The organism is Psychrobacillus faecigallinarum (genome assembly GCF_014836595.1).
GTDB classification, from domain to species: domain Bacteria; phylum Bacillota; class Bacilli; order Bacillales_A; family Planococcaceae; genus Psychrobacillus; species Psychrobacillus faecigallinarum.
The window spans coordinates 19688-34593 of the sequence record NZ_JACSQO010000010.1 but is presented as its reverse complement, the minus strand read 5'-3'; the positions used below and the strand labels follow the sequence as shown (position 1 = coordinate 34593).

The following is a 14906-nucleotide window of genomic DNA, read 5'->3' as shown; positions in this document are numbered from 1 at the left end:
AAATTGATATTATATAAATAAGGAAGGAATGTGATTCAGATGACAGAAGTAGTTAATTTGTCTGAAGCGGCAGCTTACCGCGTCAAAGAGATGATGGTTCACAACGAGGAAGAAGGTTCACTTCTCCGTGTATCTGTTAACGGTGGCGGATGTAGCGGTCTTTCTTACGGTATGGGATTTGAAAAAGAGAAAAATGAAGACGATATAGTTTTACATCAGCATGATTTAGAAATAATTATATCTAGTGAAGATGCTTCTATTCTCCAAGGTACAGTCATCGATTACAAAGAATCGTTGATGGGTGGAGGCTTTACCATCGATAACCCTAATGCAATTGCATCCTGTGGCTGTGGTTCATCATTTAGAACTGCTAAAAAAGAAGGCACACCGGAAAGCTGCTAAATATTCGAAAGAACATTTTCTTACTTAAGAAAATGTTCTTTTTTAAAGGATAAGAAAGTAAATTACGTATGGAAGTCAAAGAGGATCTAACTGGTTGCTCTCGCTTTCCCCCATTTGCTTGTCGGGACAGATCTCTAGGCGCTTGCGCTTTTCTTGTTGTCTAGCTCCAGCACCTTGCCCCTCGAGGTCAAATGGGAAAAAGCTGCGGTGGCTGAAGGACTGCCTCCTCGCTTTCCCCCATTTGCTTGCCGGAGCAGATCTAGGCGCTTGCGCTTTTCTTGTTGTCTAGCTCCAGCGCCTTGCCCCTCGAGGTTAAATGGGAAAAAGCTGCGGTGGCTGAAGAACTGCCTCCTCGCTTTCCCCCATTTGCTTGTCGGAGCAGATCTAGGCGCTTGCGCTTTTCTTGTTGTCTAGCTCCAGCGCCTTGCCCCTCGAGGTCAAATGGGAAAAAGCTGCGGTGGCTGAAGAACTGCCTCCTCGCTTTCCCCCATTTGCTTGTCGGGACAGATCTAGGCGCTTGCGCTTTTCTCATGGGCTAATTGTCTGTATATTCCCACGTTTGCAATGTTGTTAAATAGTGTTGAAATCCTATTCTAAAAGGTCTAAAATAGGATGTAGTGAAAAATTTGTCGGAAAAATGACAAAGTCCATTTCTAATTGTGAATTATTCGTATCATTAGATTCATAAAAAATATAAAAAGGTGGTTGCGATCTTCGTGAAAAGACCAACAATTCTAGTATTAGGTGCAGGTTATGGTGGATTATCTACTGTAGTGAACCTTCAAAAATTAGTAGGTACCGATGAAGCAGATATTATTTTAGTAAATAAAAATGACTATCACTACGAGTCTACTTGGTTACATGAGGCTTCAGCTGGAACTTTACGTCCAGACCAAGTGCGTTATGATATTCAAGGTGTTATAAATAAAAGCAAGGTACAATTTGTAAAAGCAACTGTCGAAGGCATTGATGTTAATACTAAGAAGGTAGCAACAAGTGCTGGAGAATACACATATGATTATTTAGTAATCGGTTTAGGCTTTGAAGGTGAAACATTTGGAATCACTGGTTTAGATAAATATGCACTATCAATTGCAAATGTAAATGCTGCTCGTCAAATCCGTGATCATATCGAATACCAATTTGCTACATGGTCTACAGAAGAAAACAGAGACGATGCTCGTTTAACTATTGTAGTAGGAGGAGCTGGCTTCTCTGGTATTGAATTTTTAGGTGAATTAGGTAATCGTATTCCTGAGCTTTGTGAAGAATACGATGTACCAAAAGAAAAAGTACGCGTTGTCTGCGTAGAAGCTGCTCCTATGGTATTACCTGGTTTTGATCCTGAGCTAGTTGAATATGCTGTTCGTCAATTAGAAGCAAAAGGAATCGAGTTCTCTATAGGTACACCAGTAGTAGAAGCTACTCCTGAAGGCGTTAAAATTAAAAAAGGCGAAGAAGAATTTGAATTCATCAAAGCTGGTACTGTAGTATGGGCTGCTGGAGTTCGTGGAAACCGCTTAATCGAAACTTCTGGTATCGAAAATATGCGTGCTCGCGTTAAAGTTGAAAAAGATATGCGTGCACCTGGATTCCCAGACGTATTCATCGTTGGTGATTGTGCTCTAATGATTAATGAAGAAACAAATCGTCCATACCCACCTACTGCTCAAATTGCTATGCAACAAGCTGTAACAGTTGCTAAAAATATCGTAGCCCTAATGAAAGGCGAAAATACAAAGGAATTTGTTCCTGAACTAAAAGGAACAGTTTGTTCTCTTGGTGAGCATGATGCAATTGGAGATGTAATGGGTAGAAAACTTACTGGTACTAAAGCATCCATCATGAAAAAGGTTATTGATAACCGTGCTCTTTTCATGATCGGTGGAGTTCCATTAGTGCTTAAAAAAGGTAAATTTAAATTATAAAAGAAAAACAATAAATGGCTCCCACTGTAACTCTCAGTGGGAGCTTTTTTAAAGTATAAAAGGTAAGTATGTTTTTGTTAAAGGAGATGGATTATTTGTCGAAGGATAAACGAGGAAATGTCTGGTTGGGAGCTGCAGGATTAGTTTTAAACAACAAGGGTGAATGGCTAGTTGTTAAAAAACGATATGGTGGCTTAGAAGGAAGATGGTCTTTACCTGCAGGCTTTGTAAATGGTGATGAAACAATTGAACAGGCTGCCGTACGTGAAGTTAAGGAAGAAACTGCGGTAGATTGTACAGTTAAAAATATGATCGGTTTTAGAAGTGGGGTCTTACAGGGAAAAATCAGTGATAATATGGCCATTTTTCTTCTTAAACCAATTGAAGAGGAACCGATTATTCAAGTGCAGCTTTCTGAGCTATATGAGGCCAAATGGATACTTCCAAGTGATTTACTGGAAGATGAGAACGCTTCTGTAATGCTGCATGAATTAGCAGCTGCGTCTTTAGAAATTGGCTTTCCAACTATCGAAGGGATAAATCCTGGAGACATATTTGGGTATACTAGCTATAAATTATTCATAAAATAATCCGAACATAAATAGACTAAATTCATGTCATTAAAAATTCAACTGTGACTAGCTCTACTAATAGTGGTTAGCTTATAGAACTTCGATAAAAAGTCTTATGAAACAAAGCATTTTTCATAAGACAGTCTATTTTTCTATACTTAAGCACTTTTAAAACACGTATCAAATATATTTTGTTTTTTATTTACAAATATATTAATCCGTGATATATTATCTGAATATTAAAATAAATATTCAAGGAGGCGTATTATATGATTAAATTTAAAACAGAAACTGCAAAGTCTTGTCCTTATTGTAAAGGTGAAGGATATTTCCAACTTAGACTTGGTGGATCAGAAACGTGTGGCTGCTGTAATGGCTCTGGAAAAAGTAATAAGAAGATTATTTGACAAAAATGTGAAAAGAAACAAGTACATTGAATCCATGCCTCCGTTAAGGTAAACTATTTAGAGATACTACGGAGGTATATGATTATGAATTTTACAATTACACAGATGATTCTTTCAGTACTAATTTTTCTAGTTATGTTTTTTGGAATCGCCTTCTTATTAAATATGTTACTAAGAATGTCCTGGTTTGTGGCTATTTTATATCCACTAATTGTGGTATTTATCATTGATGAGGTAGGGTTCTTTGATTATTTCACTAACCCGGGTTCTTCATTCTCTGCTCTTGGAGATAAGTTTGTTTCTTTGCATATGGCAGATATCGTAATTTTAACAAGTGGTTTTGTAGGAGCAATTATTGCGGGGATCGTTATTAAAATGCTTCGGAAAAGTGGATATCAAATGTTCTAAAAAGGGATGGCCTTATAGCCATCTTTTTTTTATTGGTAAGAAAAAGCATATGCATAATTCCGAAGTACATACTTAGCCTCACGGTAACTGTATAGAAAGGTATGGGAAAAAGAAACGAATATTAAGTATCAATCGACTAATGTATTAGAAAAGGAGGGGTGGTATTGAAAAAGTATGTGATTATAACAGTAATGATGCTAGGGAATCTATTGTTATGGGGATGCTCGGATGAATCAAGCAACAGTTCAATAGACCAAAACACTACAACAGAAGTAACCATTGGTAATCCTACTGCACAAGAAATTCTGGAAATTGATTCAAAAGCTGATATTTTTCAGTGGGATAGTATAATCTATAGTACGAATATTGAGTGGGTTAACGAACTTGTCTTAACAGAAGGTGATTTAGTAGGGAAAATTGAGTATAACATTTCTAATCCAATGGATTTTAAAGATTCTACAGCAAATATTCTGCCCATTGGTACTGAAATATTTAAAGCTAAAGAACGTAATGATGTACTTATTACTAAGTACAATGATGAATTAAAATACTATTATCAATTAGTTGAAGGATAAACAACAAATAGAGTCCAATTAGGAAAAAACAAGAAGCGCATTCGATTTAAGGCGAATACGCTTCTAGAGATAATAAAATACTAAACAAGTTTAACAGTACCTGTTATTTAGAGAATAATGCACAGTAGTTGTGGGCAAGAGGAATGTATATATAAACTACATTTGATTTAACTCTTAACTTGTAAAAAGCTATAAAATCACGGTGTAAATAATGATAGATATCATAATCCCAGTTAGGGCACCCATAAATACCTCTATTGGTTTATGACCAAGCAACGTTTTTAATTCTTCTAGCTTTTCTTCACTTTTCTTTTGTCCCCAACCTTTTGTCTGATCCACAAATGCCTGAAAATCTACACGCATTTGATTGATAATAATGGCTTGCTGGCCAGCCTGGAATCTGACACCAGTTGCATCGAACATCACTATAACTGCAAATACAGTAGCAACTGCAAAGAGAGGTGAGTCTAAACCTGTCTCAAAAGCAATAGCTGTGCAAAGAGAAGTTACAGCCGCAGAGTGGGAACTAGGCATTCCACCAGTAGAAGTAAATAACTTCCAATCAACCTTTTTGGTGACCAAAAAATGAATAGGTATTTTCACGAACTGAGCAAAGAAAATAGAAAATAGAGCAGCTAGTAATGGAGTATTTTGGAGGATTGTCAGAGTAGACACAGCCTTTCAAGGAAAACTTTAGTTAGTACTAGTATAACATATTACTACTATTCGAAAAATCAAACTTGTTGCTATATAATGATAATGTATCCAAATTATCTAGGGGGAAAAATAATGATTATAAATACTAATGAAGTATTATTCGAAGAAGTGCAATCAGAAACACTAGTGGTGGGCATTCCAAAGCATCCTGAAAACACAGAGAAGTGGGATGCATTGTTAAATGCTTTTGGAGACCACATCCTAGAATGGGTAAAAAGCGGAGACATTTCATCAGATTTAAAAAAACTAGTAAAAGTACCAGTTGCTAATCAGGAAACTGTAAAAAGAATTCTTTTTGTCGGGCTTGGTGACCGCAAAAAGTTAACTCAAGAGAACATTCGTGAGGCATTTGGCTTAGTAGGCAAAGAACTTCTTTCGAGTAAGCCAGAGTCTTTAGCAGTTTGGATACCATCATTTACATCAGAAACAGCTACAGAAGCCGATGTAGCGTATTTAGCAGCCGAAGGAATTGGAATGGGTGCATTCGTTTATGAAGGCTACAAAACATCCTCTAATGTCCCTGATTACTATTTACCTGCCATCGAGCTATTAACTGACACTGATCCGGACGAAGCTGCTACTTATTTTGAGGTAGGAAGTATTTATGCAGATGCAGTAAATGAAGCAAGAATTTTAGTAAACACACCAGGAAACGTATTAACTTCTACACAGCTAGGTGAGTATGCAAGAGAGCTTGGAGAAACATATGGCTTTGAAACAGAAATTTTAGGTAAGAAAGAAATAGAAGAACTTGGGATGGGAGCATTACTTGCAGTAAATCAAGGATCTGTTGAAGAACCGCGATTAATCGCTTTGAAATATCAGGCAACAGAAAACTGGGATGATGTAGTGGCACTTGTTGGTAAAGGAATTACTTTTGATACAGGTGGTTACTCTCTCAAAACGAAGGCAGGTATCGTTGGGATGAAGGGCGATATGGGAGGTGCTGCAGCAGTATTAGGCGCAATGCAAATTATTGGAGAGCTTCGTCCAAATAAAAATGTTATTGCAGTTATACCTTCCACAGACAATATGATTTCTGGTAATGCCTTCAAGCCTGATGACGTCATCACTTCGATGAGTGGAAAAACAATTGAAATTTTAAACACGGATGCAGAAGGCCGTCTTGTTCTAGCAGATGCGGTTACTTATGCAAAACAACAAGGAGCTAACTATATCGTAGACGTTGCTACTTTAACAGGTGGCGTTATTACAGCTCTTGGATATGACAAGACAGGTGCACTTACAAATGACGAGGAGTTTTTTGAAACCTTTATGGAATCCTCTTTAGAAACTGGCGAGTTTGTATGGAGATTGCCTTTAACAGAAAACGATAAAAAACGTATCCGCAAGAGTGATGTGGCTGACTTGAATAATTCTCCTGGAGGAGATGGTCATATGATATTTGGAGGCGGTTTTGTTGGAGAGTTCGTGGAGGAAACACCATGGATTCACTTAGACATAGCTGGAACATCTGACTCTAAATCTGCCTATGATTTTGGACCAAAAGGTGGTACCGGTGTAATGGTACGAACATTGGCTACTCTTATCGAAAGAATGGCTGAAGAAGAGTAGGGTATACGCACAGGACACTTATCCCATATAGCATACACTGTGTTGAAAGGAGGAACATTATGCCTAGATATCAACGCGGTGGTTATGGAGGTAGAGGTCCGGGTGGCCCAGGAGGCTATGGAGGCTATGGTGGATTTGGTGGAGGTTTCGGTGGTTTTGGAGCGCCATTATTAGGAGGCTTTGTAGGAGGTCTTTTAGGTTCTTCCATTGTTGGCTTTGGTGCCAGACAACCTTATCCTTATCAGCCATATCCATACCAACCGTATCCTTACTACAACAATTTTACACCGTATTACCCGTACTACTAAAAAAGAGCTATTGCCATTCCTTGATATATCAGGGAAGGTAATAGCTTTTTTTAAATTTGGTTCTGTTAAATTTTGATATTGATTTTCCTTCTGAAGAATATCGAATGCAATTTTTTTGGCATTCCCCGTTTGATTTATTCACCGATATTGTATTAATTATCTTATAAGTAAATCTATATATATTTGGCTGTCTAAAACATAATATCCATTCAGCATTTATAATTTCTTTTTCATTGAGTTCTATTTTTACAGCTTTGTTATCTAGCACTTCATTATAAATTTTCGTTATTAATTAAATGGTAAATATCTCTTGATTTTTATATTCGTCAAAATGACTGCTTCTTTTGTAATTTAGAATTTTCACTTTGCGATTATTAATTTTTATATTGAGATGTTTACCTAATTTTTTATTTGACCTAATCGTACTTCATTCCTTTCATTGTAAGTGAAGAAAACTAACCATTTACTTTTGAAAAACGCAATCCTGTCTAATGTGTCAGTTATTTTAAGTACGAATGACATTTGATATTAGTTTTTCCAATAAAAAAGTGTAGACAAAGTGATAAAACACTCTGCCTACACACTAAAGTAAATTAGCATCAAACTTTGATTTTCATGTTCTTTCTTTTTTCTTCCACTACCTCTTCTAAATCATCTCGAACTGTGAGGTCGCAGCATTCCACACCAGAGTAATAGGCAGCTCTTCCCATCATGTGTCCACCTACAGGTCCAGTGATGAAAAGAAACAGAATGCCAAGCAAAATACGAGAATTAAACGTCCCCTCGATTAACCAAAAGTGAAGAAACACACCTATTAAAATGCTCATAACCCCAAGTGTAGCACTCTTGGAAGCTGCATGTGCTCTTGTATAGACGTCTGGTAGTCGGAACAAGCCAATTGCAGTAACCAAGATAAAAATAGTTCCAAAGGAAATAGTACCTACGATAAATATATTAGCTATTACGGTCACGTTGAATGATTTCTCCCTTCTCCGTGAATTTAGAAAACGCTACTGTTCCTATAAAGGAAAGAACAGCTAACAATAGAATGACCTCTAAGAAGAATGGAGTGTCAAACAGAATTGATATTAGACCAATTAAAGAGATTAGACCCACTCCAATTGCATCTAAGGCTATTACGCGATCGGGAGTAGTCGGACCCTTTACAAGTCGGTATAAGAAGCCTAGTAAAGCGGCGCTTATTAACACGACAATCACCCATAAAAAAGTTATCATGATCTACTCACCTCCAAAATTGCTTTCTCAAAAGTATCGCGTATGGAGTTAACCGCTTCGTCAATATTACTAAACTCAATAGAATGAATATATAACGTTTTATTGTCATCCGAAACATCAATAACTACCGTACCAGGTGTTAAAGTTATAAGGCTGGATAACAACGTTATTTCCCAGTCCTCGGTTAAAACCGTTTCCAAGGCAAATATGGCAGGACGGATGGGCATTTCAGGCTTTACGATTAACTTTAATACCGAGAAGTTAGAAAGTATTAGCTCCTTTAAAAATAAGACAGCCAATTTTATAACCGCCCATACTCGATCCATATAAAACCGTGATTTAAAGGATTTTCTTAGTATGAAAAGCATTAGTAAGCCTAGCAGATATCCCACGATGAAGGTAGTAGGCTTAAAGGATACCGATAAAAACATCCAGGTCAGGGCAATGAAAACATTTAACAAAATTTGAAACGCCATATTATTTCACCCCTTCAAATACAGCATCGACGTAAATAGAAGGATCTAGCAACAAATCAGAAGCATCCGTCATAAATGGGACTAAGAATTCTGCTCCAACACCATAGAATACTGTTATGGCTACCAAAACGATAGTAGGTGTTAACAGTCGTCGATATGATTTAGGTCCTAAAAGAGTAGATTCACCTTTTGGCTCACCCCAGAAAGCATAGATGAAAATTCGAATTGCCGAAAGTAGGACAATTAGACTCGAAGCTAATATAAAAACACTCTGCCAGAGTAATTCACCTTCAAAGCCCCCTTGTACGATTAGCATTTTACCGATGAAGCCACTTAAGGGTGGAATACCAGCTAATCCAAATGCTGCAATCAAATAACTCCAGGCTAAAACAGGATACTTTTTCATCAGACCTCCCATTTTACGTAAATCGGAGGTGCCTGTAATTTTAATGACAATACCGATAAGTAAGAACAATGCTCCCTTTATCAAAATATCATGAATCAAATAAAATACAGAACCCATCATTCCATTTTCATTCATTACAGAAGCACCGAACAATATAACTCCTACTGCAATGACGATGTTATAAATAATAATTTGTTTTAAATCAAAGTAAGCCAACGCGCCAATACACCCAACGACGATGGTAATTATCGCGAGAATCATAAGCAACTCATGCGTGAAACCTACATCTGTCGTAAAGAATAACGTGTATGTCCGCATAATCGCATACACTCCAACTTTAGTGAGAAGTGCACCGAACAGGGCTAGTATTGGAACTGGGGGTGCTGCATAAGAACCTGGTAACCAGAAGAAGAGAGGAAAAATACCACCCTTAATACCAAAAACAATTAAAAACAACACAGCAATTACAGTTACAATTCCTACCTCACCAAGCTCGGCCAATTTAACTGAGATATCGGCCATATTTAATGTTCCAACTACTGAATACAAGTATCCTACTGTAATTACAAATAGGGATGAAGAGACAATATTGACTATTATGTATTTAATAGATTCTTTTAATTGTATTCTTTCTCCACCTAAAACAATCAATACATAGGAAGACATTAATAATACTTCAAAAAATACAAATAAGTTAAATATATCTCCCGTTGTAAAAGCACCATTGACTCCTGTTAACATAAATAGAATAGCTGGATAGTAAAATGATTTTTCTCTAGCTTCATCCATGTAAGAAAAGCTATACCATATAACAAATAGAGCAATGATTAGAGATGAAGTTACTAGTAACGCTGAGAACATATCTGAAACCATTGTGATTCCAAATGGAGGTGCCCAGCTCCCGAGTGTAAGGGTTTGTACACCATCTATCTTTACTTTGTACAGCAATGTAAAGGCAGATGCTAGTGCTAACAACAATCCAATAATAGTAACTATTCGCTGTGCTTTTAATTTCTTGGGAAATAATAAAAGAACCGCAGCGAATAAGAAAGGGATGAGGACTGGGAATAATAATAAGTTAATCATTGTCTTCAGTTCCTTTCATAAGTTCCATATTATCTGTACCGACTTCTTTATAGGTACGATAGGCAAGTACAAGTGAAAATGCCGTTACGCCAAAGCTAATAACGATGGCGGTTAAAATTAGAGCCTGTGGTAGTGGATCGACATAATCTGTCACTCCGTCAGCTAATACGGGAGCAGATTTTCCCCCAAGTCCACCCATGGTTAGTAGGAGCAAATGTGTCCCATGACTCAGTAAGCCCGTTCCAATAATAATCCTAAGCAAGCTGCGAGAGAGGATTAAATAGACTGCAGCCATAAATAGAAAGCCGATTAAAATGGACATCATAATTTCCATTATTCATCTCCTCCTATCATTTGAATAATTGTCATTGTTACTCCCACTACAACAAGATATACGCCGGTATCAAAAAACATTGCAGTATGGATAGACGTTTTCCCTAACAAGGGAAGATTGAAATAATCATATACGTGGGTAAAGAAAGGAACATTAAAAAAGATAGACCCGGCTGCAGTTGCTAAAGATATTATAAGCCCGATTGCTGTTACAACCGTATAGTTTATAGGTAGCATATCTTGTACTGTTTTTAAATCGAATGCAAGTAAAAGAAGGACGATTGCACTTGACATTAATAGGCCACCAACAAATCCTCCTCCTGGTGTATAATGACCTGCGAAAAAAATATGAATGGAGAATAGAAAGATGATGAAAAAGACTACTTTCGTTGTCGTTTGAATAATTAAATCATTTGTTTTCAACTTTTCTATCTCCTTTCTTTTTAGCAAGTCGTAGTGTGATCATTCCTATGATGCCTAGAGAAGCAATAGTTAGTACACTGATTTCAAATAAAGTATCAAATCCACGATAATCAACTAAGATAACGTTTACAATATTTCCACCGCCAGCTTCTGTGTATACAGTATCTTTATAGTATTGAGAGATAGATGTTACTAATTTTTGAGAGTGGGAGGAAATAGCTATTAATGTAACCATCACTCCAACACCTAGTGCAATGATAAAGTTAGTTAAACGGAATTTACGGTCTTCCTTGCCTTTTTCGTGCTTATTTAGTTTTGGCAGGTGATAAAAAGCTCCAAGGAATAGAGCAACCGAAACTGTTTCTATTACTAACTGAGTTAAAGCTAGATCAGGCGCTTTAAAAATGATGTAGAACAAAGCCACAGTATATCCTACAGCTCCTAAAGCAATGATTGCTGTAAGGCGGGATTTTGTAACTAGGATCGTAATCGTCCCAATAATAACAATGAGTGATAAAAGTATTTCAAAGAACTTGATAGGTGCTAAATTATCAAAGTCTATTACAAAGGCATCCTTAACCCACATGGTGCTAGCAAGCAGGAAGATAATAGCTGAGAACATGTAGATTAAGTAAGAACGAATAGAACCCTTCATGTAAAGAGAAGAAACGCTATTAGCTCCACCTTCTGAAAGCATCATTAACCAATCATAAATACCGTTCAATGAAACTTTAGCTGGCATCTTCTCATAACCTACACTCCATTTTGGCAATGTTTTATATAGAAGATAGCCGACTAGGAAAATTCCTAACGTCATATATAGAGCGGGCGAATCAAATCCATGCCATGCTTTTATCTTGACTCCTATCTCAGAAGGAAGTGCATAGGCTCCTGGATGAATAGCAACTACTGCCGGCTTTATAAAAGTACTACCAAAAACATTTGGTATAAAGAAAATAACTATGACTAATGTTGCTAATATACCTGGTGAAACGAGCATTCCAATTGGAGCTTCATGTGCTTTTTTAGGAAGCAGCTCGGGTTTGTGCTTTCCTCGGAATGTATGTAAGACAAAGTACAAGCTATATACAAATGTAAATACGCTTGCAATCCATGCAACTACTGGTATTAAAATCCACCAAGTATCCATTGCATAGAGGTTAAAATGCTGTAAGGAAAGTGTGGCTTCTAAAAACATTTCTTTGCTCAAAAAGCCATTGAATAGCGGTACGCCAGCCATCGATAAACTGCCGATCATTGCGATTGTAAAGCTAATAGGCATTAAACTCATTAACCCACCGAGCTTGCGGATATCTCGTGTACCAGTTTCATGATCAACTATCCCAGCAATCATAAACAAACTACCTTTAAAGGTTGCATGGTTTAGGAGATGGAATATTGCCGCAAAAGTTGCAATTGTGTATGTTGACACTAAATCGCCTGTAACATGATAGGCGATAGAACCAATTCCAAGCAGTGACATGATCAAACCAAGCTGGCTGACCGTTGAAAAGGCTAAAATTGCTTTCAAATCTGTTTGTTTTACTGCGAAGAAAGATCCCCAGAACAAAGTGAGAATACCGACTCCTGTTACTAGCCACACCCAGACCTCGGATAATGCAAAGATTGGTGTAAATCTTGCGACTAAATATAGTCCTGCTTTAACCATAGTTGCTGAATGTAAATATGCGCTAACAGGTGTTGGAGCTTCCATCGCATCGGGTAGCCAAATGTAGAAGGGAAACTGAGCAGATTTTGTAAAGGCCCCTAGAAGTACCAATACTAACGCCCATATGAACAGGTCGTGCTCTGCAATAGAGGATGCTTGTGCGATTAACTCACGAATGGAGAAGCTTTCCCCCATAATTCCTAATAATAAGAATCCACCAAGCATCATTAAGCCACCAAAGACGGTAATCATCATTGACTTCAATGCACCAAAACGCGAACGATCTCGCGTATACCAGTAGCCAATGAGCAAGAATGATGAAATGGAAGTTAACTCCCAAAAGAAATACAGTCCGATTAAGTGGTCAGATTGTACAACTCCCAACATGGCAGTCATAAAAATTAATAAGTATACGTAAAAGTTACCTAGCTTTTCTTTATCCTTATCTAAATAGAAGATAGAGTAAAGAACGACTAGAGATCCTATCCCGGTTATTAATAACGAAAAAAGTAAGCTAAGGCCATCTATGTACGAGACGAGTGAAATATCAAGTGATGGAATCCAAGGCATTTCGTTAATAAAAGTTTCTCCATCCATTACCGATGGGATATACATTGCATAAAAGATTACCAAAAGAACAGGGGCAATCAAGACAAACCATCCAGTATGGATACTTTTTGCTCTTTTATACAAAAAAGGTATAAAAACAGCTAAAATAATAGGCAAGAATATTGCAAAAACCATGGACATAGGGATCCTCCTTCCGACAATATATTTAAGTATATAATAAAATTATACCCCAAATAATATGTGTTTGCATGGCTTATCACTTCCTTCCTATATATAAGTAAATGCATTTTTAATCAAATAAAGGGGTGCTTAAATTTGTCCTCCAAAAAGTAAAAGTTAGGCTTATTTATGCCAAGATTTATAAATCAATTATTAGTAACTAGCGTTAAAAGTTAAATCTATATGATAGACTCTTGTAAAAGGCCAATTTACTCCGATATGAACTATAGAATCAAATTTATCAAGATTAGAGGAACGATCATGAAAAACCCTTATGTATTTGGCTTTTTGCCATTGATAACCATTATTTTATTTAGCTTGAGCTTTTCCACGTATACAATGTTTAAAGCAATCGATCTGTTTAAAGTCATTGGCGTGTATAGCGGGATGAAAGAGTTTCTTTCTGATTTTGAGATAAGATTATTTGTGCTAATTATTTTTGCCCTTATTTATTTCATGCTCTTTTCTGCGTTAAAATTGATTGCAGAAACTATTCACGAATTAGGAATGCTATTCTTTTCTAAGGATTTTGAAGGAAAAACAATGGCACTAGCGCGCGGTGGGTATGTTATTTTTTTTGCAGGTGCTATCATTTCAGCAGTAGGCTTCCAATCAATCAAAATTCTTCTTCTTATATTTTTAGCTACTGCTTTTATTTATTTTATTTATGTTGTATTCAAACTAAGCAACTCTATGTCCATGATAGGAACATTAGGACTAATCATGTTTGAAATTATCGTATGGAGCTTATTCTTAGCTTTAGTCATATATGTAGTCATCAAGCTGTATAACGGAATTATCGCGAGTCTGCCTTTCCTATAGCCTATTAACTCACAGGAGATTACAAGATGTGCAAGCTATAGACAGTCATTTAGCTAGTAGAAGCTTAATATTAGCTTTCGGGGTGCAGTATATTAGAGAAATACTAGAAAATATATGAGAGGGGTGAATGGAAGGTGGGAAACGTTTTTGATGAGATGAATTCTCGTACAAAGAAGAAAATTCAAGATGTATTTCTCAAGTTACTTAAAGAGAAAGAATTTGTGAAAATATCGATTAAAGACATAACAGTTAATGCTTCCATTAACCGTGGAACCTTCTATCTACATTATCTCGATAAATATGATTTATTAGAAAAAGTCGAGATTGAGCTTCTTGATGGGCTTCGAGTACATATTGCGAATATTAATAAAAAAGACAGCCTGGAGAAGGAACAACTATTAGAGGTCGCTGGTTTTTCTATGGAGGTATTTAGATACATTGAAATGTACAAAGAACAATTTATTGTTCTATTATCTAAAAACAATACGTCGGGCTTTCATCTTCGCTTAAAAAGCTTCTTTATCGAACAGTTTGAAGATAACTATTACGCTACCGATTTATCCTCCATAGATTCTTCTATTCCAACAGATTATCTTTCGGCGTTTGCTTCATCATCCATTTTAGGACTGGTTGAGCATTGGCTCTCTCAAAACGAACGTGAAACGCCTGAAGAACTCGCACATTTATACAGGAAAATATTGAAGTTTATCAAAATGATCTGACTAGGCAGGGACAACAAAACTCCCTTAGAGAATTCAAGGCTTCGTTTTTCGT

The 14906-nt window shown here is 36.7% G+C and carries 18 protein-coding genes; 10 read left to right on the top strand and 8 right to left on the bottom strand.

Going from position 1 to position 14906, the window contains the following annotated elements:
* Positions 1-39: 39 nt before the first annotated feature.
* From H9650_RS16585 to H9650_RS16560, 6 genes are all read left to right on the top strand, one after another.
* Positions 40-402: a HesB/IscA family protein gene (locus H9650_RS16585; RefSeq protein ID WP_151113337.1), complete on the top strand. Its 363-nt coding sequence runs from the start codon at positions 40-42 to the stop codon at positions 400-402.
* Between the two features lie 716 nt (positions 403-1118).
* Positions 1119-2330 carry an NAD(P)/FAD-dependent oxidoreductase gene (locus H9650_RS16580; protein ID WP_144538626.1) on the top strand — a complete coding sequence of 404 codons (1212 nt, stop codon included), beginning with the start codon at positions 1119-1121 and terminating at the stop codon, positions 2328-2330.
* A gap of 86 nt (positions 2331-2416) precedes the next feature.
* Positions 2417-2920 (top strand): NUDIX domain-containing protein, encoded by a 504-nt coding sequence (locus H9650_RS16575; protein WP_404814916.1) that lies wholly within the window; start codon positions 2417-2419, stop codon positions 2918-2920.
* A 251-nt stretch (positions 2921-3171) separates the two neighbouring features.
* Entirely contained in the window at positions 3172-3309 is a 138-nt protein-coding gene (locus H9650_RS16570) for a YuiA family protein (RefSeq protein ID WP_186318169.1), read from the top strand.
* Between the two features lie 78 nt (positions 3310-3387).
* Complete coding sequence (locus tag H9650_RS16565) at positions 3388-3717, top strand: YuiB family protein (RefSeq protein ID WP_144538624.1); 330 nt, start codon at positions 3388-3390, stop codon at positions 3715-3717.
* A 164-nt stretch (positions 3718-3881) separates the two neighbouring features.
* On the top strand, positions 3882-4292 hold the full coding sequence (locus tag H9650_RS16560; RefSeq protein ID WP_154310221.1) for a hypothetical protein: 411 nt from the start codon (positions 3882-3884) through the stop codon (positions 4290-4292).
* A 189-nt stretch (positions 4293-4481) separates the two neighbouring features.
* Here the strand turns inward: H9650_RS16560 and H9650_RS16555 are convergent, their stop codons facing one another.
* Positions 4482-4958 carry a divergent PAP2 family protein gene (locus H9650_RS16555; RefSeq protein ID WP_144539156.1) on the bottom strand — a complete coding sequence of 159 codons (477 nt, stop codon included), beginning with the start codon at positions 4956-4958 and terminating at the stop codon, positions 4482-4484.
* A gap of 123 nt (positions 4959-5081) precedes the next feature.
* On the opposite strand from H9650_RS16555, the gene H9650_RS16550 reads away from it, so the two are divergent.
* Together H9650_RS16550 and H9650_RS16545 are read left to right on the top strand one after the other, a co-directional pair.
* Positions 5082-6584, top strand: a complete 1503-nt coding sequence (locus H9650_RS16550) for a leucyl aminopeptidase (protein ID WP_154310223.1) — start codon at positions 5082-5084, stop codon at positions 6582-6584.
* Positions 6585-6643: 59 nt separating this feature from the next.
* On the top strand, positions 6644-6892 hold the full coding sequence (locus H9650_RS16545) for a hypothetical protein (protein WP_144538621.1): 249 nt from the start codon (positions 6644-6646) through the stop codon (positions 6890-6892).
* Between the two features lie 599 nt (positions 6893-7491).
* Here the strand turns inward: H9650_RS16545 and mnhG are convergent.
* From mnhG to H9650_RS16510, 7 genes are read right to left on the bottom strand one after another with little or no spacing between them, the layout of a single operon-like run.
* On the bottom strand, positions 7492-7863 hold the full coding sequence (gene mnhG / locus H9650_RS16540; protein ID WP_151113345.1) for a monovalent cation/H(+) antiporter subunit G: 372 nt from the start codon (positions 7861-7863) through the stop codon (positions 7492-7494).
* The gene (locus tag H9650_RS16535) at positions 7847-8128 is read right to left on the bottom strand and encodes a Na(+)/H(+) antiporter subunit F1 (protein ID WP_144538619.1); all 282 of its coding nucleotides are present in this window, start codon (positions 8126-8128) and stop codon (positions 7847-7849) included. Before H9650_RS16535 ends, mnhG begins: the two co-directional genes overlap by 17 nt.
* Entirely contained in the window at positions 8125-8604 is a 480-nt protein-coding gene (locus H9650_RS16530) for a Na+/H+ antiporter subunit E (protein ID WP_144538618.1), read from the bottom strand. The genes H9650_RS16535 and H9650_RS16530 overlap by 4 nt, the downstream gene beginning before the upstream one ends.
* A gap of 1 nt (position 8605) precedes the next feature.
* A complete protein-coding gene (locus H9650_RS16525) occupies positions 8606-10066 on the bottom strand; it encodes a Na+/H+ antiporter subunit D (protein WP_404814915.1) in 1461 nt (486 codons plus the stop codon).
* A gap of 22 nt (positions 10067-10088) precedes the next feature.
* Positions 10089-10430, bottom strand: coding sequence for a Na(+)/H(+) antiporter subunit C (locus H9650_RS16520; RefSeq protein ID WP_144538616.1), 342 nt, complete (start codon positions 10428-10430; stop codon positions 10089-10091).
* Positions 10430-10852, bottom strand: coding sequence for a Na(+)/H(+) antiporter subunit B (locus tag H9650_RS16515; protein ID WP_144538615.1), 423 nt, complete (start codon positions 10850-10852; stop codon positions 10430-10432). Before H9650_RS16515 ends, H9650_RS16520 begins: the two co-directional genes overlap by 1 nt.
* Positions 10839-13271, bottom strand: coding sequence for a Na+/H+ antiporter subunit A (locus tag H9650_RS16510; protein WP_154310226.1), 2433 nt, complete (start codon positions 13269-13271; stop codon positions 10839-10841). Before H9650_RS16510 ends, H9650_RS16515 begins: the two co-directional genes overlap by 14 nt.
* Before the next feature lie 300 nt (positions 13272-13571).
* Between H9650_RS16510 and H9650_RS16505 the strand changes: the two genes are divergently transcribed.
* Both H9650_RS16505 and H9650_RS20810 read left to right on the top strand, forming a co-directional pair.
* Complete coding sequence (locus tag H9650_RS16505; protein ID WP_144538613.1) at positions 13572-14132, top strand: DUF5366 family protein; 561 nt, start codon at positions 13572-13574, stop codon at positions 14130-14132.
* A gap of 134 nt (positions 14133-14266) precedes the next feature.
* Positions 14267-14854, top strand: coding sequence for a TetR/AcrR family transcriptional regulator (locus H9650_RS20810; protein ID WP_154310229.1), 588 nt, complete (start codon positions 14267-14269; stop codon positions 14852-14854).
* Positions 14855-14906 lie beyond the last annotated feature (52 nt).